The 23,981-nt window shown below is 45.0% G+C and carries 15 protein-coding genes and 1 pseudogene; 4 read left to right on the forward strand and 12 right to left on the reverse strand.

Features of this window, described 5'->3' with window-relative positions:
• Positions 1-49: 49 nt before the first annotated feature.
• On the reverse strand, positions 50-1,447 hold the full coding sequence (locus tag AC2EXB_RS14735) for a trypsin-like peptidase domain-containing protein (protein WP_483602144.1): 1,398 nt from the start codon (positions 1,445-1,447) through the stop codon (positions 50-52).
• 301 nt (positions 1,448-1,748) lie between these two features.
• Between AC2EXB_RS14735 and AC2EXB_RS14740 the strand changes: the two genes are divergently transcribed.
• Complete coding sequence (locus AC2EXB_RS14740) at positions 1,749-2,684, forward strand: nuclease-related domain-containing protein (protein ID WP_483602145.1); 936 nt, start codon at positions 1,749-1,751, stop codon at positions 2,682-2,684.
• Positions 2,685-3,270: 586 nt separating this feature from the next.
• Here AC2EXB_RS14740 and AC2EXB_RS14745 read toward each other — a convergent pair.
• Positions 3,271-5,631, reverse strand: coding sequence for a bifunctional 2',3'-cyclic-nucleotide 2'-phosphodiesterase/3'-nucleotidase (locus tag AC2EXB_RS14745; protein ID WP_483602146.1), 2,361 nt, complete (start codon positions 5,629-5,631; stop codon positions 3,271-3,273).
• Between the two features lie 371 nt (positions 5,632-6,002).
• Here AC2EXB_RS14745 and AC2EXB_RS14750 point away from each other — a divergent pair, with 371 nt between their 5' ends.
• Positions 6,003-7,085: an S-layer homology domain-containing protein gene (locus AC2EXB_RS14750; RefSeq protein WP_483602147.1), complete on the forward strand. Its 1,083-nt coding sequence runs from the start codon at positions 6,003-6,005 to the stop codon at positions 7,083-7,085.
• Positions 7,086-7,117: 32 nt separating this feature from the next.
• Entirely contained in the window at positions 7,118-8,176 is a 1,059-nt protein-coding gene (locus AC2EXB_RS14755; RefSeq protein ID WP_483602148.1) for an S-layer homology domain-containing protein, read from the forward strand.
• A gap of 61 nt (positions 8,177-8,237) precedes the next feature.
• On the opposite strand, the gene AC2EXB_RS14760 is transcribed toward AC2EXB_RS14755, so the two are convergent.
• The 9 genes and pseudogenes from AC2EXB_RS14760 to AC2EXB_RS14800 all read right to left on the reverse strand — a co-directional run bounded on the left by AC2EXB_RS14760 (position 8,238) and on the right by AC2EXB_RS14800 (position 22,013).
• Positions 8,238-8,603 carry an EamA family transporter gene (locus AC2EXB_RS14760; protein ID WP_483602149.1) on the reverse strand — a complete coding sequence of 122 codons (366 nt, stop codon included), beginning with the start codon at positions 8,601-8,603 and terminating at the stop codon, positions 8,238-8,240.
• Positions 8,569-8,907 (reverse strand): EamA/RhaT family transporter, encoded by a 339-nt coding sequence (locus AC2EXB_RS14765; RefSeq protein ID WP_483602150.1) that lies wholly within the window; start codon positions 8,905-8,907, stop codon positions 8,569-8,571. The genes AC2EXB_RS14760 and AC2EXB_RS14765 overlap by 35 nt, the downstream gene beginning before the upstream one ends.
• Entirely contained in the window at positions 8,894-10,639 is a 1,746-nt protein-coding gene (locus tag AC2EXB_RS14770) for a DUF6020 family protein (protein WP_483602151.1), read from the reverse strand. The genes AC2EXB_RS14765 and AC2EXB_RS14770 overlap by 14 nt, the downstream gene beginning before the upstream one ends.
• Positions 10,639-11,577 carry a glycosyltransferase family 2 protein gene (locus AC2EXB_RS14775; protein ID WP_483602152.1) on the reverse strand — a complete coding sequence of 313 codons (939 nt, stop codon included), beginning with the start codon at positions 11,575-11,577 and terminating at the stop codon, positions 10,639-10,641. The genes AC2EXB_RS14770 and AC2EXB_RS14775 overlap by 1 nt, the downstream gene beginning before the upstream one ends.
• A 135-nt stretch (positions 11,578-11,712) precedes the next feature.
• On the reverse strand, positions 11,713-15,336 hold the full coding sequence (locus AC2EXB_RS14780) for a S8 family serine peptidase (RefSeq protein WP_483602153.1): 3,624 nt from the start codon (positions 15,334-15,336) through the stop codon (positions 11,713-11,715).
• 183 nt (positions 15,337-15,519) lie between these two features.
• Positions 15,520-15,711, reverse strand: a pseudogene (locus tag AC2EXB_RS14785) (helix-hairpin-helix domain-containing protein); the annotation flags it as partial.
• A 424-nt stretch (positions 15,712-16,135) separates the two neighbouring features.
• Entirely contained in the window at positions 16,136-20,368 is a 4,233-nt protein-coding gene (locus AC2EXB_RS14790; RefSeq protein WP_483602154.1) for a S8 family serine peptidase, read from the reverse strand.
• Between the two features lie 260 nt (positions 20,369-20,628).
• Positions 20,629-21,648: an acyltransferase gene (locus AC2EXB_RS14795; protein ID WP_483602155.1), complete on the reverse strand. Its 1,020-nt coding sequence runs from the start codon at positions 21,646-21,648 to the stop codon at positions 20,629-20,631.
• A 26-nt stretch (positions 21,649-21,674) separates the two neighbouring features.
• Positions 21,675-22,013, reverse strand: coding sequence for a hypothetical protein (locus AC2EXB_RS14800; RefSeq protein ID WP_483602156.1), 339 nt, complete (start codon positions 22,011-22,013; stop codon positions 21,675-21,677).
• Between the two features lie 836 nt (positions 22,014-22,849).
• Between AC2EXB_RS14800 and AC2EXB_RS14805 the strand changes: the two genes are divergently transcribed.
• Complete coding sequence (locus AC2EXB_RS14805; RefSeq protein WP_483602157.1) at positions 22,850-23,614, forward strand: C40 family peptidase; 765 nt, start codon at positions 22,850-22,852, stop codon at positions 23,612-23,614.
• 137 nt (positions 23,615-23,751) lie between these two features.
• Here AC2EXB_RS14805 and AC2EXB_RS14810 read toward each other — a convergent pair whose 3' ends face one another.
• Positions 23,752-23,964, reverse strand: coding sequence for a hypothetical protein (locus AC2EXB_RS14810; protein ID WP_483602158.1), 213 nt, complete (start codon positions 23,962-23,964; stop codon positions 23,752-23,754).
• Positions 23,965-23,981: the final 17 nt, after the last annotated feature.

A 23,981-nucleotide genomic window follows, 5' to 3' on the forward strand; every position in this document is an offset into this window, starting at 1 on the left:
CCTATAGAGATTCGGAAGTTTTTTGAGAAAAAATGGGTTTATTTGAAATTTACTGGTTAACGATATCCGAGATGTAATAAAAGCCGGAATCGTCCATGACGACGGTATAGGTTTTATTGCGTTCTTCTTTTGTTACCTCCCCTGCTGCGTTAAAGAAGTCAAACGCTTCGTAGGTATGGACGAGTGCGTGGTCTTCGTTTATTTCCACGCCTGTGATTTCAAGATCGGTGAATGTGTATTCCATGCCTTGGCCGGTGATTTCCGTGATGTAATCGCGGAGGCCGATATAGGCCAGGCTGTCATACAGCAGCATGTCTTCGACGTAGAAGAAATCTTCGCTATTGAGCGCGATTTCGTAATAGTAGCGGAAGTCGCCGATGAATTCACTCAGGAAAACTTCGTCAAACGCGAGATTGCCTTCGTTTTCGTAATCGTATTCGTAGTCTTCGCCTTCGTGATTTTCAAAGTCGTCATAAGCTGGGAACATGGCTGCGACTTGGTCCGCCGTCATCGGGCTATTTGCCCATCTCGTTACTAGGTCAACCATCGAATGCATCGGAATCGAGAAGCCGATTTCGCTGCCATCCATGAACAGCAGCGAATTGATGCCTATGACTTTGCCCGTTTTTGCATCGATCAGCGGGCCGCCGCTTGAGCCTGGTGCAATCTGGGCATCAATCTGGTAGATATCTTCATAAAGGAAGTCTTGTTCGAAATCGCGGTCAATACCAGTCAGGTAGCCAATTGAAGCGGTGTTTTCAAAACCGGACGGGCTGCCGAGTGCGATGACTTCGGTTCCAACATCGGTCGGGTTCATTTCGATTTCAAGCGGCGCAATGCCCTCGTAAGCGTCGACTTTAATCAGTGCAACGTCATATTTATCAGAAATGCCGATAACTTTTCCGGGCTGCTCCTGGCCATTGACGTTCCGGACCATGACGTCTGTGAAGCCAGCGACTACATGGGCATTGGTGACAACCATTCCACTATCGTTGAACGAGAAGCCGGATCCATAACCATTTTCAGTTTTAATCGTATAGACTTTTTGCTGCGTTTCTTTGATAATGGCGGTTTTTTCACGCGTCTTTGGTTCGGATAACTCTTGCTGTTCGGCAGGCGGCTGAATCGTTTCGACTTTCGTCACTTCACCGGCAGACGGCTCGGCTGTCTCTTCTTCCTTTGGCTCTTCCGGTTCCGGTGTTTCCTCTTCCGTGACGTCAGCTGTTTCTTCTGTCGGCTGCTCTGTCCGCTTCCGTTCATCGTTGTCATCGCCTAGCAATTGTGCCGCGCCGATGCCTCCTGCCAGCAAAACTGCCGAAGCGATGCCGACATACAAGCCCTTTTTCTTCTTCGGTTTCTTCGAGCGTCTTTCTTCCAGCGGTTCGCCGCAGCTTGAACAAAAGCGAGCGCCTTCCTTATTCTTATGTCCGCAATTCGAACAGTACATAGTGGTTCCTCCTGGTTTTTCAAATGTTTTTTTGCTAATTGTGGCATTCCCCTTTGATTATCGCCATTATACATGGAAAATAGTGCCATGAACAGATTACATAAGGTGTGTTTTTAGTAGACGAAAATTGTGGGAGGAGGGTTCCTTTGCGAAATCACCCTATTTCCACTTGAAATTACCCCAATGTCTTTTGAAATCACCCTTACTATTTTATTCATTCTATATTTTTTCAGATTTGTCTAAAATCATATGTCGTTTTGGTTGATGAATTGGTATACTTCAGGAGAAAAGGAGGAATGATATGTTTATTAAAGAAAGAATCTCGCCAATTGAGCTGGAGGTGTTGCCCAGATTAATGCATCGCCTCCCTCATTCCCATAAAAGTTGTCCCGATGTTGAGAAGACCCATTATATGATAAAAGCAGGACACGGCGGTGAAATCGAAGTTGATCGGCTGTTGAAACAGATGAGGTGGAAGGAATGCCTTTTTATCAGCGACCTTCAATTGAGCGAAGCTTATTGTCAGATGGACACTATTGTATTGACGCCTTATTTCGCGCTAATTCTGGAAGTGAAAAATTACTCCGGCACCCTGATTTTCGATGAAGAAAGCATGCATATGCGGCAAATCACGAAGCAAGGACAAGAAATTGGCTACCGCTCCCCCGTGACGCAAGTATGGAATGCGCGAGAAGAACTGCTGGTTTTATTTGAAGAAATGGGCGTTTCTCTTCCTGTCTATGCAGCGATTGTCCTGCCTTATCCGACGACACTGGTCGAAAATATCCCTAAAACCTTTCCTGTCATATATGGCCATTCCTTGAATCGGTTCATCTTTACCCTCCCCCGGAACGGTCAGCCGCTTCCAAACGAAGAACTTCTTCGTATCGGCGAACTGCTTATCAAACAACACTCACCCTTCAGCGAGAAAAACTACCCCCAGACCTTTAAATACCATTCATCTGAATTAAAGAAAGGCATCCTTTGCCGACAATGCGGCGCTATCGGAAGCCGCCATAGTGCTCGAACTTATCATTGTTCTATTTGCCAGGTGAAGATTTCGGATGGCCCCCGTCACGCGCTGGATGATTGGTTCGCTCTTGTATCTCCGACAATCACCAATCGCCAATGCCAGGATTTTTTACTGTTGCATAATAAAAATGCTGCCCGCCATGTTTTGCTGCGTGCAGAGCTGAAACGCGTACGTAAAAAAGGGCAATTCTACTATTATAAATGATTTTGTACGCTGGCCTTTTAGAAAGGTCAGCTTTTCTATTGGTTTGAGTGTGAAATTACCCTGTTTCGTTTCGAAATTACCCTTTGCGCATGTGAAATTCCCCAGCTCGCCCATGAAATTACCCCATTCCTCCTTGAAACCAACTCTCCTCTTTTAAATGAGGCATTCGCCCGCGAATGCCTCATTCCTCGCGGTTCGCTGCAAGCGAAACGCAGCCATTCATGTACTTGATTTCTTCAGCGAGTGTGAAATTACCTCATTTTGACTCGAAATTACCCTTTGCGCATGCGAAACTCCCCCACTCCCCCATGAAATTACCCCATTCTGTCTTGAAACCAACTCTCCTCCTTTAGATAAGGCATTCGCCAGCGAATGCCTCCTTCCTCGCGGTTCGCTGCAAGCGAAACGCAGCCATTCATGTACTTGATCTCTTCCTGAAGTGTGAAATTACCTTATCTTGACTCGAAATTACCCTTTGAGCATGCGAAACTCCCCCGCTCGCTCTCGAAATCACCCCGCCCCCCCCAAAAACCCCATACCAAAAAAGCCCCCCACCAAAGGTGAAGGGCTCTCCCAAAAAAATCGCTTATTTGATTTCGATGCTGTACTTCGCAAAGCCGTCTGCTGCAGCGCCAAGGTATTTGATGCCGCTGCCGGCTGGCACTAGTTTTTGGCCTTTGCCAGATGTTTCGAAGACGACGTTCGGGTTGCCAGCGATTGGTGCGAATGACCAGTTGCTGTCAGCCGATGGATCGATTGTGCCGACTTCGACCATGTAATCCATGATGACTTGGCGGTTTTCGTAAGCGTAGTCGACTTTCTCACTCGCTTTTGTCACGCCTGGGAAATTGCCGCTTGCGCGGTAGTTGTTTGTAACGACCAGGAATTCTTGAGTCGCTGTTACTGCTTTTCCATCATACTTCAAGTTTTTGATGCGGTTTGCTTTTTCGTTGACCAATTTGCCGTCCGCGTCGTATTTCGCTGGCTGCGTTACGTCGATGTCGTAAGTGACGCCGTCGATTACGTCAAAGTTGTACGTGCGGTAATCCGGGTTGATCAATTGCTGCTCGCCTGTTGCCGACGGGTTGATTTGCTTGAATTGGCCTGCTGACATTTCCAGCCATTCCGTCAAATCAGCACCCGTCAATTTCAATGTGAAGATGGTGTTGTCGAAGACGTAAAGGTCTGCAACGTTTTTAATTGCGATTTCGCCTGTGTTGATTTCTGTGTAGTAATCCGAACCGTTGCGTCCGCCTGCTTTGAACGGTGCTGCAGCTGAAAGGATCGGCAGGTCAGCGTTTGCTGTGCCGGCCACTTTCTTCTCTACGTACCATTTTTGTGCATTGTTGACGATTTGGATTGATGGATCATCTGTTACTTGGGAGAAATAGCTATTGATCGGTGCTGTCGTTTTGCCGACTGGGCTGCGGACATAGTCAATCGTCGCTTCGTGTGTCTCTTTAACTGCCTCGATGACTTGTGCTGCTACTTTGTCAGTTTTGGAATCGATTGCGCGAAGTGCCGCTTTTTCAGAAACGATTTCCCACTCTTCCCCTTTAGGCGAAAGTTTCAAATCGATGACGCCCAAGTGGCTGCCGAATTTCCCTGGCATTACGATTGGCGTACCGTTGATTGTGCCTTGCTCTTGGTTGACGTTTTTTAAATCGCCGTAAGATCCAGGGAATAGATCGTGGTTATGCCCTGTGATGATCGCGTCGATGCCGTCAATTTCAGAAAGCTGGTACGTGATGTCTTCTTCGCCGACATCGTGCGTTTCATCGCCCATCCCTGAGTGGGAAAGAACTACGACCACATCTGCGCCCGCTTTTTCGACTTCAGGAAGGAATTTTTCTACAGATTCGACCGCATCTTCAGCAATGACTTTGCCTTCAAGGTTCGCGCGGTCCCATTTCATAATATGCGGTGCAACGACGCCGATCACGCCGACTTTGATCGTATGTTTGTCGCCATTGCCATCAACCACTTCTTTGTCGATGATTTCATATGGCTTGTATTTGTTTTCTTTTGTTGCTGCATCGTAGACGTTTGCGTTCAGTACTGGGAACGGTGCATCGTCAAGCGCTTCATCCAAATAGTCGAGGCCGAAGTTGAATTCGTGGTTCCCTAGCGTCGATGCATCGAAGTCTAATGACTCTAGCGCCGCGTAAGCTGGGTGAAGTTCACCGTTTTCAAGGCGGTCAACCGTCACTTTATAGCCGCCGAATGGCGTTCCTTGGATCAAATCGCCGTTATCAAATAGCATCGTGTTCGGATTTTGCGCACGCGCTTCTTCGATTAAGACACCTGTTTTCGCTAAACCAAGGCTGTTCGATACTTTATCTTGGTAATAATCGTAGTTGACGAAATTCGTATGAAGATCGGACGTTCCAAGAATGCGGAGCGATACGGCTTCAGGATTTACGGGCTGGTATTCTTTCAATAAACGCTTGATCAACGCGTTCATTTCATTTTGTGAAATGCCTTTCGACGGTTTCACTGTGCCATCGCCGTAGCCTTTTAATAAGCCGATGCCGACTGCTTCAGACAAATCGACAACTAGGCTTTTGCTAAGGTAACGATTGTCTTTGAATTTTTTAAGCAGTGTGCTTGTGTATTCTTGTTCTGAATCCACTGCACGGGCCGCCATTGCGAAGCCTTGCTCACGTGAAAGTTTTTCGTTCGGCGCGAACGTTGTCTTTGTCTTGCCGGTAGTCAAACCTAAATTATAAGCTGCTTCCACGTAAGGCGCCAATTTTGCATCGACGTCTTTAAAAGCGATTGTCGATCCATCTCCTAGCTTCACATCAAGAGAAGACACCAATTGTTTGATGTATTCACCGCGCGTCACTTCTTTTGTTGCTGCTTGAGCAGGAACCGTTGTTGCCATCGCACTCGTCGCTAAAACAAATGCCGCTAAAGCCATCGACGCTTTTTTCCCAATTGCCATTCTTCCATCTCCCTATTATTGAAATAATCTAGCTAATTAATTATATGCCTAATGATTAAACAAATGAATACGTTTACAAAAAATTAATAAAAATAATGGAGAAAATTTTCAAGAAACTGAGAATTTTTGAGACTTTTTAAATTCTGAAGCGTCTAGTAGGTTGAAGGGCACGATAGCGTAGAATAATTGCATAAAAAGACCTACTTACTATTTTTGGATTTTTTGTTACATTAATATTACAAAAGTGTTACAAAATGACTTTATTGATGAATAGGGTTTGTGGAGAGTCAAGTAGGATAAAGCAACTATAACTAATGCTAACCTGTCTTTTATACACAGATGTAAACAACTAAATTTGAGGGGTGTCGTTTTTGAAAAAGTTTCCATTGATCATGGGTGCAGTATTAGCGATTGGCTTACTGGCATCACCCGCACAAGCAGCAACCGATTTGCCAAAGAGCCATAGTTTTTATGACGAAATGAACTATTTGGTCACTAAAGGGGTCATTTCAGGATTTGAAGATGGCAGCCTGAAGCCTGATAAAACAGTTAGCCGTGCAGAAGCTGCAATTATGATCGGCAAATTGAAGGGCTTTAATGGTACGCAAAGCGCTACCAAATTCAAAGATGTAACAAAAAATCTAAAAGCGAGCGGCTATATCGCAGCAGCTGAAAAAGCTGGCTATATCTCAGGATATGAAGATGGCACTTTTAAACCGAATGCTGCAATTACCCGTGGAGATATGGCAATCATCCTTTCACGTGTGTTCCCGATGACCATCGGCGGGCTGGATGAATTCAAAGACGTTACACCAAAAATGCGTTCTTATGAAGCCATTGGCGAAGTTGTGAGCGCAAACATTGCAGCTGGCTATAAAGATCAAACGTTCAAACCGAATAACGCAACAACCCGCGCACAATTCTCCGCTTTCCTAGCTCGGGGCCTTGAGCCGAAATTCAAGAACGATACGCATAAGGCGCATTCGTATTTGAAAGATAAAACAAAAACATACACATACCGTGAAATCACCGGCGAAGTGTCGACTGAAAAATATGTAGACAGCGCGAAATACTTTGATGAGCCACAAGGCTTCTTTTGGTTAGTCGATTACAAAGATGACAGCGAAGATTATTTCTATGCGGAGCATGAAAGCCGCGAAATGTATATTACGGGCTTCCCGGAAGATGGATTTACAGCTAGCCTGGTCTACCCGATCACAAAAGGCAAGACTTTCGATAGCGGCGACACTGATTTACCGCCATTTAAAATTACCGGTGTAAATGTAAAAGTGACAACGCCTTATAAAACCTTCACCAACGCAGTCGAAGTTTCCGTCCTCGATCCAGAATGGGATGGCAAGAGCTATAAATACTACATGGCTGAAGGCTATGGTTTAATCAAAACCGTCCATTATGATGGCGATACACTTTATGAATTAACGGATGTAAAGTAAACATCAAATAAAAAGTTGAAGGGAACGATTCTTTGAAGAAATTTCCAATGATCTCAGCAGCACTTGCACTCACCTTATTTGGCTCTCCTGCGCAAGCGGCGACAGATTTGCCAAAAAGCCATGGTTTTTATGACGAAATGACTTACCTCATTGATAAAGGAGCTATTTCTGGATACGGGGACGGCACCATTAAACCCGACAAGATTGTGACGCGCGCAGAAGCAGCTATCATGATCGGCAAATTGAAAAACTTTGATGGCACTCAGACCACTTCAACTTTTAAGGATGTTTCCAAATCTCAAAAAGCAAGCGGCTATATCGCCGCGGTGCATAATGCAAACTATATTAAAGGCTTTCCAGACGGTACCTTTAGACCTGATGCCCCAATCACACGCGGCGATATGGCAATGATTTTAGATCGCATCTACAATATCGCCAATGTGAGCGGCGTAGCATTTAAAGATGTTTCCGAAAACATGCGGGCTTATGATGCAATCGGCAACTTAGTTGTAGCCAATGTGACAGCCGGTTATACCGATGGAACATTCCGCCCTAAACAAGCGATTACACGCGGCCAGCTATCCGCTTTTATTGCCCGTGTCCTGGAGCCGAAATTCAAAAACGATACTCATATGGAAAACTCTTATTTGCGTGACAAGACGAAAAGCTATACTTACCAAACTGCCAAAGGAACATTCACAGAAAGCTACAAGTATGTTAATGCCAACAGCGGTTTAGAATATGGCTATATGTGGACTAGCACCAATACATTCGGCGCAAGAAATTCTTTGTATATCGAGTTTGAAACAAAAGATGAGCTCCGTGCCATTTATCCTTATTCTGAATCGGATCTTGACTTAGTTTATCCGGTTAAGGTCGGCAAAACTTTTGAAAACGGCCTTGGTGAAATTTACATTTCTACTATTACCGGTGTAAATCAAACGGTCAAAACGCCTTTCAAAACCTTTACTAACGCAGTCGAAGTTACCACTGAAGATGGCTACAAATATTATTTAGTTGAAGGCTACGGATCTGTTAAACACATAGACAACAAAGGAAATGTGACCAGTCAATTGTTGAGCATCAAATAAGAAATGAATAATGCGAAAGCGCCAATATCCCTAATGGATATTGGCGCTTTCTTTCTTCCTTTTAACTTACTAAAATAATGGCTCCTGTTAAGATAAGAAGCACACCCGCAATTTTTCGGAAGCCGATTTTTTCTTTTAATATGAAGTACGATAAAATCATTGTCCATATATAAGTAACAGCAGTTAATGGAAAAACCGTTGTATAGGGCAAAAAATTCAACGCAATGATGTTAAGAATGGCACCGAATCCGTAAAAACCCACTCCGACGACTAAGGTCCCGATCAATTTATTGCGCTCACTTTCCAAATCATAAGAGGATGCTTTTTTTAAGAAATAGCCGCCAAGTGCGCCTAGCCAAGTCATCGCTATGAGCAATAAGCCAAGTAAGAGATTAATGGCGATCACCCCCGATAATAATGACTCCAACTAAAATGATCAATGTCCCCAGTGAAACATTGAGCGTCACCGCTTCTCCAAGGAAAACGGCTCCGTAAAAGATAGCAACGATGTATCCGATGCTCAGCAGAGGATGCAGCACTGAGAGTTTCCCGAAACGGAACGCAACCGTCATCAAAACTGCCCCGAGCCCATAAAGTACAAACCCGATCCACATGTGAATATCCAAAATCGACTCCGCCATTTTCCAAAACAACTGGCCGGTTGCCGTGGAAAATGCGGCCGCAATCATCAAAACAATGCCGAGAGGCTGCGTCGTATCAGGCTTTTTCATCTTCTGCCCTTCCTCCCTGTTTAAATGAGATTAAACTGATGAACAAAGCAGCAAAGAAGAATAGGGTTGTACTGAATAGATAGCGGTAATCTTGTGCCGGAATACTGGCCGTTACAGCCCCAGTATTTAATGCAACCGGAAGCAATAATAGCCATACACGCCAATTGTTCCGTAAATAAGCGATGTAGACAAGCAAGGTCATCAAGAAAATGTAAACAGCAGGCCGCCACATATATTCTTCTGCAGGAGAACTGACCCGAAGAACTTTTTCTGCTTGTTGGGTCACGTAAGGATGCAAGACTTTATTGACCAATCCAAATTCGTTTCCGTAGTAAATATTGGTCACGTAGCGATTCATTTTCCCATCATCCGGGAGGTTCATCTGCCATACAAGCGATGATTGCTTCAAGAAACCTTCGACTGCCAGCACAGGATTTTGCACAACCAACTGGCCCCAAATTGTGAAGTAGCCTTTCCAATCATCGTAAATGACAAAACGGTCATAATCGCCCCAGGCAAATTTAATCGGATCGACGCTATATGGATTGTATTTTTCAGGCCATACTTCGAGCAGCATCAAATCATTGATGTATTCGCGCTGTTCCGTTGTCATATCTCCGTCATTGACAACGATATTGGCGATTTGCTGAGTTGGGATACTAAGTGCCTCCTGCGGATCTGACGGATGCACTTCCAATTTTTCATAAACCGGCCCTGTGATGACTTGATGAATGATAATAATCACCAATGCCGCCGGCAATAAACGTTTCCAGGTATGGCGATACATAATTAACGTCACAATCATCGTTACAACAAACACCGGAAATCCGTTATGCCGGAAAAACACCATCAAGAAAGAGCTCAGTAAGAACAGAATCATGAACGAAGTCTTTTTCGTCTCTTCCCCGTTCGTTTTGACCAATAAAATCATTAACAATGAGAAGAACAACAACGAGATACTGTAAGTAACATCTTTCCAGATGGTAATTGATAGGATTGAAGTGATCGGAAGAATCGCAGCTCCGATTAAAATCGCCCAGATGATGAAGGGATTGACGCGGAAGCGTTTCATTAAATACCCCATATACCCCATCGTTACAGCGAGCAGGAATACTTGGAATAGCGCAACAATCCCCGGACTATCCCAAATTTTCGTCAATAGAATAATCGTCCAAGTGAACATGACAGGATGCCAGTTTGTAAATTCCTGCGTCTTAGCCTGTTCCCACTGGGCCATTGAATCCGGTGTCATGGCAGCCGGATAAAAAGCGATGAACATAATCATCGATGCGCCAAGCATCGGAAGCATGTAAAGGAAAACCCACCATAATGAAGTTTTATGGAGCTCTGTCACCGGTTTAATCTTTAGGACAAACTGGATGATTGCCAGTGTAACCGCAGCAACCAGGAGAAAGGTTCCCACATAAACAGCCGCAACAATCAGGAAGTGATTATCGAAAAGAAAAGCTTGGTTCCCCTTTAAACTGAACGCTGCCAGAATAGAAAATACCGGAAGGAAGATCGCCAAACTCACTTTTTTCGGCTTTTCCCACTGCGCCATTTCTGTTGGAAAAGACTTGAGATAAAACAAGAGTCCCCCTACTAATAAGGTAAGAACTATTACAAGAAACGGATTTGCATTTAATATCGGCTGGAAATAAAAGACAGCAGCAAGACTGAGAAAAAGTGCTGCTAATATCACAGCAGCACTCATTAAGTAGGTTTTCTTCATCATTTATTAGCTCCGTTGATTCGGTCGCTGATCCGGATCAATTCAAGTTCGAATTGCTTGCGGTGTGTTCCCGCTACCGTATCCAAGATCAACCCGCTAGCAAATGACAGCATAGACAACATTACGAGGCCGACTGCCAAAATGGCCGATGGCACACGCGTCACGAAAGAAGTTTGGACGTACTCAACAATCACAGGAACTCCAGCAACTAACCCTAGAATTAGAAAAAGGACAGACCATGAAGTGAAAAATAAATACGGCTTATAATCTTTGAATAATGTAAAGATCATACGAAGCACTTTAATGCCGTCTTGTATCGTATTCAGTTTTGACTCACTGCCTTCTGGGCGGTCGCGGTAGTCGATAGCCACTTCTTTGATCAAAAATCGATTATCCAAAGCATGGATGCTCATTTCAGTTTCGATTTCAAATCCTGGGCTTGTGACAGGAAGCGATTTAACAAACAGACGGTCAAATGCCCGGTAACCTGTCATAATGTCATTGATCTTGCTCTTATACAAGCGGTTAATCAAGTTTTTTACAAGGGTATTTCCAAATCCATGGAACTTCCGCTTGTTCTCGTTGAAATAAGTTCCGTTTGATAAGCGATCTCCAATAACAAGATTCGCTTCGCGGTTTACGACCGGCTTGATTAATTCATGTACGAATTCAGCCGGATATGTATCGTCTCCATCAGCCATTACGTATACATCCGCATCAATTTCACGGAACATTGACCGAACCACATTCCCTTTTCCTTGGCGCGGCTCTTGACGCACGATGGCACCATTAGCAATTGCTACTTCGGTAGTTTTATCTTTTGAATTATTATCGTAAACATAAATGTCAGCTTCAGGAAGTTCTTTTCTAAAATCTTGGATAACTTTGCCGATTGTCAATTCTTCATTGTAACAAGGCAGCAATATTGCAATTTTCATATATTCTTTCTCCTTTATATCAAATACGCACATTCCTAATCATAACATGGCAAGGAAATCTATGCCAGAACGGTGTGGAAATTACATACAGATAAAAAGAGCATGGAAGGAGACTCCATGCTCTCATTATTTTGGCTATTTCATCAGTTCTACTTTCTTTAATGTCCGATAAAGGATAACCGCTGTTTCTGCACGTGTCGTAAAGTCTTTTGGAGCAAATTTATTCCCTGAACGCCCTGTAATGATGCCCAATGCGAAAGCTTTTGCAGTGGCTTCTTTCGCAAATTTCCCAATGTGTTTCGCATCCAAAAACTGATGTGGCCTCCCTAAGTTTTTCAGCAAAGAAGGATTCTGGAACTCGACTGCCCGGATTGCCATGACGGCCATTTCTTCCCGAGTAATCGGTGCATCCGGTGCATAGCTGCCGTCTTTTTTCCCTGCGACAATTCCGGCACGGGCCGCAGCCTCGATTCCCGGATATGCCCATGCTTTACTTGGACCTACGTCTTTAAATGTCCCTTGATATTCTTGCAACGGTAATTCAAGAGAACGGGCAAGAAGCACGGCGAATTCCGCCCGGGTCAAGTTGCTTTCCGGTTCAAATGTAGTCGCTGTTTTCCCGGCGATGATGCCGCGGCTTGCCAAAGCTTCAATTGGGGTGCGAGCCCAGTGGTTTTTGGTGTCATTGAATCCGCTAGGACTGGCAGCGCCTTTTCCGGAAATCACTTGCTTGCCGCTATTCCCCGCCGCATCTTCAACCTGGATGGTGACCGCATCTTTTTCGCCGGCAGTGACAGCGAAAGAGAACGTACCATCCGTTGAAAGCTTGATCGGCACAGATGGTCCTTCTTTGCCGCCAGACGTCACCTTATAAGAAGCTTTCAGTTTTTCATTGAGGTCAAAAGCCGTTCCGTACTTCGTCAATTCTTTATAGTAATCGATGTATTTGTCGGTGATTTTGCCGCTTGCCTTGCCTCCGCGCACCGTACCGGAAATTTTCGGCACGGTCGATTTGACGATGACCGGACCGAGCGAAGCACTGACGACTGGCGGATTGCCGGACACGGTCAGCCCCGTATAATCTATCGTATACAAACCGTCCGGAATCGGCTTTTCTTCCGGGCCGCTGCCTGGGATATAGTTGCCGTCAATGTCCATTCGGTAAGAGCCGGCTGAAAGTGTAGTCGCTGCGTACAAATAGCCGATATAGCCGTCGCCTTCAACGCCAGCTGCCGGATCCATGATGTTCCACAACTGGATGAAGTTTGTTTTGACATCTTCCGTCAAAGCAAAACTCAGTTCCGCTTTATCTTTGATACCATCGCCATTAAATGAAAGATCGGTTTCCGTCATTTTGAAATCTTTCACTTCTGTTGGCGCGCCGCCAAAATCTGCGGCGAACGGCAAGGATATTTCCTTGGATTTTCCGGACTCTGATTTGATGCGGATATACCCCTGCGTTTCATCTCCCATTTGGAAGTTCGCATTTTGAGAAGCGGTCAAGGTCACTTTGATCAGTTGCTCGCCGTTTAAGGCAAACGCCGGTTTGTCGACCGTGACTTTGGCGTCCGCAAACGTCTTCAGTGTATCCACTGAAACGGTGTAGTTTCCGCCGCCCCCATCCATATCTTTTATTTTAATTTCCTTCACAATTGAAATCGGGCCTGCCCCAGGATTCAATGAACCGAATGTGACAGTGCCTTTGACATTCGGCACGCGTTTGCCGCTTTCGTCGAGGATCGCTTCATCTTCGGCGTAAGCCAAGATATCGGGATAGAGCGCTTCGTACGGATCGACCCGACCGGCCCCTTGAGTAAATACATCGTACTTTTTCGTATCCAAAATCTTAGCCGTATTGGATAGCGCCACTTTCACATCAAACGGTGACCAATCAGGATGCTTCTGCAATAAAAGCGCGGCGATTCCCGCAATATGCGGTGCGGCCATGGAAGTTCCGGTTTCATTGCCATAAGCGAGGTCATACCTCACTTTCGGGTTGTCGGCTTTATACATCGGCAGCGTCGACATGATATTGGTGCCGGGTGCCATGACATCCGGTTTAATATCATAATTCGGCGTACTCGGTCCGCGCGAGCTGGTGTCGTTGATGTCATCGCCTTTTAAGACGGTTTCAGTAAAATCGCTGAATGAAACACTTCCTGTATTTTGCGAAATCATGATTTTGATCGCTTCCCCGTCTCCTTTTGATAAATCGAAAGTCGGAAGCGCATCAAGCCCTTCGCCGAGAGATGCCCCAGCTGGCTCTGAAAGGCTGCTGTTGTTATAGATGAGAACCGCTGCTGCGCCTGCCTTTTTGGCATTTTCAACTTTTTCTACAAATGGGATTTCACCTCTCGAGATGAGTACCACCTTCCCTTTCACATTCAGTCCATTAAAGTTATTCTCTTTGCCGAATCCAGGAATGGAGACAATTCCGTAGCTTCCCGCCAATTGCTTGGCCGGGTCCATGTTGAAAGTTTTAAGCATCAGTTTGTTCACTTTCGCGTAATTGAATAGCCCAGCTTTGACCGTCACTTTTCCGCTGTAAACCGATTCTGGTGCTGTCGTATTTCCGACCGCAATACCGAGGCGTGCGGTAGACGGCGTGCCGATCGAACCGCGGTCCGGGCCGAAATTACCCGTTGCGGAAACCGCGACAGTTCCGGCAAGCATCGCATTATTGATGGCAAAAGAACCTGCATCCGTTTCGGAATTCGTGCCGCCACCAAGCGATAGGTTGATGACATCGATATCCTGTTTGACTGCTTCTTCGATAGCTGCGACGATGCTTGAATTCAAGCCGCTGCCATATGCCCCAAGTACTCGGTATGCGTAAAGATCCACTTTTGGTGCAACGCCTTTCACCTTGTATTTATTAGCTCCGTTTGCAGCAATGATCCCTGCCACATGCGTACCGTGAGATGTATAGAACGGATCGCCGCTTTCATCAAACTCCGGCAAGTTACCGGGACGTTCTGATGGACGCGTTTCAGAAGCGTCGTTTGCTGCACGCGGCCGTGTATAAACCGAGGAATGCTTGACGAAATTTTTGCCGCCTTTGTAAATTCCCTTAAATTCGGGATGGTCGGCATCGATTCCCGTATCAATGACTGCGACGCTGATGCCTTTGCCGTCAATGCCTTCCGCCCATAATTTCTCAATTCCGAGAAACGGTGCGCTGATATTCATCGCCGGCTTGACTTCCGCGCTGCCCGCTTTTACCGAAGCGGCTCGTACCGTGACATCCGGTTCCACTAACGTTACGCCATCGATTCCCATCAATTTGTCCAAGTCATCAGCTTTAACCGTTGCCGAAAAACCGTTCAACACCGTTTTATAGCTAAAGCCAACTTCGAATGAAATCTGCTCGCTTGCCATTTCTTCTTTGGCCGATCTTTGCTGGCTAGCGACTTTCACTTCCGCTGAACTTTCGAGCGAAGCCGTGAATGCTTGTCCAGCAGACTCCGCTATTCCTTTTTGCAATGCTACCGGTTTTTCCGATAGATGGATAATGACCGGCACTTCTTGGCTGCCGGAAAGATCTTGCAAATCTTTATGTAACTTTGCCGTGCTTTTTGACAATTGAAGCTGTTCCACAATGGTGGTTTTGGCTTGAAGCTCTCCTGCAGTGTAGGCTGTTTTGCTATACGGATTTTTTTCCGCGGCAGCCTCTGCAGTATCAAAGGGCATGAGCAATGAGAGAACCAGGGCGAGGGACAGGAAGCTGCTGAAGAATTTCACGTGCACACGTTTCTTCATGAGACATAACTCCTTCCGTTCTATCATTATTATCTGAATAATTAGATAATTTTATAATATCATATGATTCTAAAATCCCAAGGTTTATTTTAAATATTTATAAATTGTTTTCAGACAAGTACTTTAGTCCTTCGAAAATGCATAAAAAAAGATCCAAGCTGGAGGCTTGGATCTTTTTGGCAATTATTTTTTAAATGTTAATCCTTTCTCTTCTAATGCATCCCGAAGCTTTGGCAATGAAGCCGGTCCCATTCCATGAAATTGCAGCACTTCCTTTTCTGCGAAAGCCGATAATTCTTCAGCTGTGGTGATGCCGTGGCTTTCTAATGCGCGTCTCGCTGGTCCTGAAAACCTTGATAGAAATTCTTCGTCTGGAATTGTCATTGAAGTTCACCCTTTCTATTAGCGTTTGGCAAAAGTATAAATATTTTGGCGAGTTTTGAAAAGGCGGCAAATGTTGTTGCTGAATAACTCGTTAGGATTGATAAGTCTTACTCTAATTTGTGCGAATTTACCCCAATTACATTCGAAATCACCTCAAACCTCCTCGAAATTACCCAGATCAGCTACGAAATCACCCTTCTCATATTCCTTGTCACTTGAACTTTCGCTTTTCGCTGTAAGCGGAAAGCCAGCCAATCAGGTTTTTGACTTTTTGCTTAAGTGCTGGAATTTGTGAGTTTCCCTCTAATGCTGAGGAGTTTCCCTTAAACGCCTGCGAGTTTACCCCGTTGCCCTTCGAATCCTGCTCAAAACAGCAAAAGCCCGGAGCAATTTTCACTGCTCCGGGCTTCCCTTCTTATTTCACTGTCAATTTGATCGTGGTTTCATTGCCGCCGTAAGAAACGGTGATCGTTGTGGAGCCTTTTTTCTTGGCTGTCACTTGGCCGTTTTTCACTTCAGCAATTTTGCTGTCTTTGACGGTGAATTTCGCTTTTTTCGTGACGTCTTCTTTGACCGGTTTGGCTTTGCCTTTAACCGTCGTTTGCGTCACTTTGATTTTTTCTTTCTTGCCTTCTTTTAATGACAAGTTCGCTTTATCCACTTCCAGCGTTGTCACTGGTTTTGGATCAGCTACTGTCACATTCACGACGACTGTATCGTTGCCGTGAGAAATCGTGATGGTTGTCTTGCCTTCTTTTTTCGCAGTGATTTCGCCATTTTTCACGCTTACGATGGACGAATCCGCTACTTTATAAGAAGCTTTTTTCGTTACGTCTTTTGTTTTCTTTTTGCCGTTTGGCAAAGTCGTTTCTTCTGTCACCGATACTTTTTCTTTATCGCCGACATTCAATGAATAGCTGTCTTTTTTCACTTTCAAGACTGTGCCGTCTTCCGGAGCTGGCGCTGCTTGTTTTGTGATCGTGAAGTCCAACTCGGTGCGGTGGCCAGTCAAATCGACAACGACCAATTTGTATTCGTTGACGCCTTCTTCAAGCACTGGCACAGTCGTTTTGATGTTTTGGTCAAAACTCTTGCCGCTATACGTGGACATTTCTTTTGCAAAGATTTCGCTGTCATACAAGTAAACACGGATTTGATCGAAATTGTCTTTGACGTTGAATGTAATTTCCGCTTCATCTGTATCCAGGTCGACTGTTTTCGGCGCATCTACCAATGTGATCGTAGCTGCTTTTGTATCAACCAGGATTTGGCGGCGGATTTCCATTTCGTTGCCGAATTCATCTACCGCTTTCACTGTTACGTATTGCGAACCGTCTTCAAATGTCAGCGTATGTGTGAAGTTTGTGCCGTCAAATTCTTTTGCCGGCTCGCCGTTCACCGTCACTGAAGTGATGTTTGAATCATCTTCAACACGGCCTTTTACTGTTACTTCGTTTTTATCATGCGTTGAAAGAACTCCCGGTGAGTCGATGAAGATAACCGGTTCTTTATCTTCAGAACCTGTTACCGGCAATTCCACTTCGGTTTTATTGCCAGCGACGTCGTAGAACACTGCTGTCAATTTGTCGTCTTTATTCAACTCTGCCGCAACTGTATAGTCTGTTGTTGTCGGTGCCAACGATTCATCTGCTGGAGTTGCCTCATCTTCCGTCAATTCCTTGCCGTTCAAGAAGACTTCCCAGCGATCTGGGCCCGTGTTGTCTGTAAAGCTGTTGACGATCACTTTTTTCGTTTTTGGATCGAATGAAGCTTTTGCTGTCGGCGCTTTCGTATCCACGATAACCGGGAATTCGATTGACTGCCATTCCGCATTCGGATAATCGATCACAGCGCGAAGCTGCAATTTGTAATTGCCGTCTGCTACCACTTTTCCAAGCGCTTTTCCATCCCACGTGAAATTAGGTGAGAAGATGAAAGGTTCTGTGCTGTCGTAGTTTTTAACCAATTCTTTTTCGGTGCGGATCGTCCGCAATTTCTTGCCGTTTGCATCGAGTACATTCAGTTCAAACTGTTTCACATTCCGCATAAGCGAGAATACTGGAATGACCCCATCTTGCATACCATCACCGTTTGGTGAGAACGCAAATTTCGTTGGATCGAATCCTTCGATATGCGTGCCGCCGTTCAGGATAAATCCTTTATCGTCTGCAAGCATCGTCTGTCCGTAATACGTCATTGGATCCCAAGCAAAATCATCGAAAATGCTGGCATCGTCCCATTCGCCGTTAAAGCCGAAATACGGAACGACCAATTCCGTGTTGCCTGTCACTTCTTCGTTTGCATCCGTTAATGTGACGAATCCGTCAACAAAATAGCCGTTTGTGAAGCTTGCATCCAGTTCAGCGTCGATCGCTGAAACGTCAACCGTTACCGGGATGTCGACTGTTTGATTTGCAGGAACTGTTACAGTTGCCGGAGCTGCGATCGTTACGTCGTCAGAGACATTCACCGAACCGATTTCGTTCGGAGCCGTCACTAGGACACCGCCGCCGTCCGTTGTTGCATCCACTTGCACATTGACATCCACTGCGAATTCCGCAGCTTCATCCGAATAGTTCTGCGCTGTCAATGTGAATGAATATTGGTTGTTCTTGATTTCTTTTAATGCCACTTTTCCTTCGTTTGTCGCTTTGTTGACCACTGTTACGTCAGTTGAAAGCGCATCGTGCAATTGCATCAATCCTGCACCTTGGCGGCGAGGCGATACAAACTGGCCATCAGCGAATTCCACTGGATTTGCTGTATTCATCATGATGTTCTTCGCGAATTGCACGCGGTCTTTCCCTTGCAGCCCAAGTTCTTCAATGCGCTGGAACACTAATGCCGTTCCGCCTGCCACGTGAGGCGCTGCCATTGAAGTTCCGCTCATCAAACCGTATTCATCGTCGTTCAGCGTCGAGAAGATATTGCCGCCTGGCGCTGTGATTTCCGGTTTGAAGTCAAGGTTTGGCGTTGGTCCCCATGAAGTGAAATCACTCATTTGGCCCGCTGCCGGATTTTGCGTTTCCAAATACTGTCCATCAAATGAAATCGTTACCGTCTGGCCGGAAGCAAGCGCATTTTTCATCGCTAAACCTGCGTCTTGAACCGTTGACATGAATGGAATCGTGATTGATGGATCTGATGCCATATTGATCGTGCCTGATGTGTTGTTGTAAATGATAACGCCGATTGCGCCCGCTGCCTGTGCCGCCTGGCCTTTTTCGACAAAGCTGATTTCACCGCGTGAAATCAATGCGAATTTGCCGGTGAAGTCTTTGCCTTCAAAATCAGCTGGCAAACCAAGACCTGCATCGACGACTTCATAATTTTCTTCCGGCAGATCGCGCGGATCTTTATCGTTCGCTAGTAAATACAATGCGCGCCCTGCTTCTGCACCGCCGAATTGGTAGCCGAAGCTAAGTGCTGTAATCACATCGTTTTCAAATGAAGCAACACCGAAAGAGTCGTAAGAAACACTCGGTGAGCCGGTTAATCCGTAGTCCTGGTTTTCTGCATAGGGATAGAAGAAACCAGATCCGAACATATCCGAGTTCCCTGCAGAAATCGATACTAAAATACCGTTGTTTGTTGCACGTTCGACTGCTTGCTGTTCAGGATTTGTAGAATCCACGAAACCTGCAGTAGAACCAAGAGACATGTTGATGACGTCTGCCCCTAATTTGATTGAATCATCGATAGCTTTAATGTAGATATCGCCGTAAGTGGACGGGTACAGCGGATCGTTGCCGAATACTTTCAATGCCAGAAGCTGCGCTTCCGGTGCAACGCCTTGGATCCCGCCGTTTTCTTCGTTGCCGTTCGCGCCGACTGTACCGGCAACGTGCATGCCGTGCATCGAAGCTTCCGGCCCTAGATCAAGAATCGTATCGTTGCCGTCCATATAGTTGTAGCCGAACGGCACTTTCGCTGTATAGTATTTCCCAGCTTCCAGCGATTTGTCTGAACGCAATGCGTCGACTTCCGCTTTGGTGATTTCACCCGTTGCGTTGTCAGTCAACACCATATCTTTATGCGATGGGTCGATGCCGGTATCGATGACGCCGACAACCATTCCTTCGCCTTTGTAACCGTAATCATTCCAGACCTGCTGTGCCTGGACCAATGCTTTTGAATACTTCATTTCCGGTTTGATCGCCGGACGCTCGTATTCGGTTGCTTCATAAACTGCTTTTACGCCTGCTTGTGCAGCGATTTTCTCGACTTGTCCAGCTGGTACGTTCGCTGAAAAGCCGTTGAATACCGTGGTAAAGTTCTCGAGATATGTAATGCCGGGTGCTGCTGTTTTGATTTTTGATTTGACCGTGTTTTGGTCAGTGACCACTGCTGATTCCAAGCTGTCTTTTGTGGAATCCGGCAAGCTCTTATAAAGAACCCCTTTGCGTGTCGCATTTTCAATTGCCGGCTCTTTTTGGAGCTCGACAATGATGCGGACCTGCTTTTTCGGATTTTCCGGATTCGCCAGTTTATCCGGCAATTTAACAGCCGGCTTCTGGTTCACCTGTTTCGTAACCCCTGCAGCCGAAGTGTTCGGTGCAGCGGATGCTCCCGTGAACCCGAAGGCCACTGAGCTGAACGTCAACAAAACCACAAGTGCCGTGATGACAAGATTGCGTAAATTACTCAATTGTTTTCCCCCTTATGATCATGTGTTTGCTAAATTAAATTTAGCGGCATCTCAAATTTACCATATTATTAAAATATTCTAACTAGTCTGATGGGATTATTTCTTCTTTTTTCCAGCTCTTTTTACATAGGTATATGTATGTTTCCCACCCGCTCTTATGAGGAGTTATGGACTACTCATAAAATTATTCATGGGACTTGTGATTATATTTCAAATGTAAAACCCGTCTCCAGAATAGAGACGGGTTTTCTAAAAGCCATTTATGGCACAATATTCTTCACGACCGGAATCTTCTGCAGCACCAAAATGATGCCAAATGAAATCAGGAAAATGAGGATCCACGATACAGGGATACCGAATGCCGGGTGGATCATCGTTTCATTTATTCCGAAGAATTTATTCAAGTAAAGCTGGACCAGCGGATGGATCACGTAGATGCCGAGCGTCGCCATGCTGATGCGGGTGATGATGGGATTCGGGTTTAGGCGATTGCTGAGCTTTTGGAAGAGGACGAATAAAAACAGTGAAATGAAAAAAGCGTTCGGCCGGTAATGTTCATAGTAGAATTCATCAAGTTCGCCTGCCTGATTGGTCAATGCCACGGTACCCCAGATCGTCGCTATATAACTGAGCAGCGCTGCTGCACCGAGCCAGACCAAATGCTTTTTCGCCAGCGGATACATGACGAGATAGGCACCGAGCATGAAATAGCCGATATACGGTGAGAACAATCCGGCAGGCACGGCAAGTTCAAACTCCAAGTATTTTGGAAAGAACGGAAGGATGGCCGAGAATAGGAGCCAGAATCCGAGAAGCCATTGAAAGGCTTGCTGTGACATGTAGTGGACGAGGATGCGGAGGAAAGGCGCCATCAAATACAAGCCGAGAATTGTATACATGAACCACAGATGATAATAGACGTCGTCGGTCAGGAACAATTTGACCATTTCCCAGGCCGTATAGCTTTTGCCCAGTTCCATCACATTATAGACCATATAAAAACCGCTCCAGACGACAAGCGGGATCAATAATTTGCTTAAACGCTTTTTCAAAAAATCGCCGACCGGTTCATCCGGATGCCGCGTCAGCAGCAGCGCCCCGCTCAGCATGAAGAAAATCGGCACGCACCAGCGCAGGCCGGAATCGATGACGTTCGCAAATTGCCACGCCCATTCATCTGTCGCCGCGCTATTGATGATTTTTGACACCACATGAACGCCGACAACCGCCACAATTGAGAACACACGAAGCCAGTCCATATAATCATAACGTTCGTTCATAGCCCCGCCCCTTTGCAAAAATCTCTTTACCCTACACTTCCCCTTCCCGCCGATTCTTGAAACTCCCTTTTGGCTGAAACGAAACGGACACCTCTTCTTAAGGCAATTTGCTTCTCTATAGGAAGATGAACTTGTGTTGAGAGAAATTTCTTTGATCGCGATGAGTTGCTCCTAGCTATAAAAAAGGGCCGATTCTCAATGTGAATCCATCCTTCTTCCTTTACTTCGCCAAATGGTAAATGAATACCGCCAACTTGCGTCGGCGTCAATCCGCCGGTCACGCGATTCATCCCTAGCGCATTGACGGACTCTGCATAGCGCATCGAAATATCTGCGGAAGCGGATCTTTGATTACCGGCCTCCAAATACTATGCTCTTGATCAACTGCGTAAGCGTTTGTGCAGCTGACTGTCGATGCACCGCCGGCAATGATTAAATCTTCATACAGAGAAATCTACGGGCCGATGACCAAAATCTTGGCGCCTTCCCTGTAACACCGGAATTCCAAGCTTCCGGAATATTGCTCGAAACGATTTCCCAATCTTCCTTTTTCCTTTTAAGTTCTACAATCGCATCTTCTTCTATTAATCTTCCTTTTCCTATGAGTAAAGACTCTCGTCTCTGCCCCTATTTCCACTTTATTTTTAACCTGTTTCCATTAACAGTACATAATTTTTTCTTATTTTATTAAATTATTATTCCGAAGTAGCAAAAATTATTAAAAAACCATTAAGCTTCCATAAAAAGTAAAAAATATAATGAGCTATAGGTAAAATTTTCTTATCGTAAGAAGAATCTCAAAATTCAATTATTTCTTAATAAATCCAATACTGCCTTTCCAGATTAGTGCTGGATTGTGTAATAGTACACTTTCTCTTTTAATACATTTAACTTGAAATATATCCTGTATTAAACCCTTATTTTTACATTTTTAAGGATCTAAACGAGCACAAAATTGAAATATTTAGCGCATATAACCACTATTTCTGATTTTTAAACATTTGGAAGCGATTTTTAATTCGTTGAAAAACCTTGATATAACTGGTTTTATTAAACAAATTTTTCTTTGTAATGAAACTGTAATATAACTGCAATCTAACTGACGTTGTTTTTAAATACACAACTCTATATAGTTAGAAACAGATTCCAACGAAAACAAAAACTTATATTTAGATAATATAAAACGACAGGGGAAATAAATTTGAAGAAATTTGTCTTTTCAGTATTAGCAGCAAGTACACTACTCCTTAGCCAAACAGCCACGGATGCACAAGCAGCCTTCAATACAAACGACGAGGTTCTTTCAACTTATGAATCCACTACTTCCGTAGAAACTTCTGTAGAAGTTGAGCAAGTTGCAGCAAGCAAAGCAACTGCTAAATCTGGAACTTTCAAAACGAAATACAACACGAACGTACGCCAGGATGCTGGCACAAAATATAAAGTTGTCACTCTAGCTAAAGCAGGCACTAAAGTTACTGCCACTCACCAAAAGAAAGTCGGCAAAGAAACTTGGTACAAAGTTAAAGCGAACGGCAAAGCCGGTTGGGTTTTGAGTTCACTTCTTACTTCAACATCTTCTTCAGTAGCTAAAGTATCAAACACAGCTTCAGCTTCAACAATCGTTTCTAAAGGATTGGCGCTGCAAGGCATTCCATACAAATTCGGCGGCACGACTACTGCCGGCTTCGATTGCAGCGGATTCACTCAATACGTATTCAAACAAGCAGGCAAGAGCATTTCACGCACTACAACAACTCAGTTTGCTGAATCTACAACTGTTTCAACTCCACAAGCTGGAGATCTCGTATTCTTCGCCAACACTTACCGCGCTGGGATTTCTCACGTCGGGATCTACATCGGAAACAACCAGTTCGTTCACGCTGGCGGATCTAAAGCAGAAGTTGTCAGCTTAAGCAACTCTTACTGGGGACCAAAATTCCACAGCTTCAAACGCATCAACTAATCAAATATGAAAGAGCCAGGCAGTAATTGCTTGGCTCTTTTTTTGCGTTGTTTTATATGGAAGGAATTTTTTGTGAAGGGTGATTTCGTGGGATGATGGGGTAATTTCGCATGTGCCGAGGGTAATTTCGAGGCTGATTAGGGTAATTTCGCACACAATCCAAAGACCAAGTGCATAAATGGATGCGTTTCGCCTGCAACGAACCGCGACAAATGAGGCGAGTTGATTTCAGCTTGCGAATGGTTGATTTCATGGATGCGATGGTTGATTTCGCACGCCCAACGGCTGATTTCAACAACAAATAAGCTGATTTCACACAAAACCCACAAAAAAAGAGAGCCAGCACCCAAGCCGGCTCTCCCCCCTC

Source organism: Planococcus alkaliphilus, from assembly GCF_057031095.1.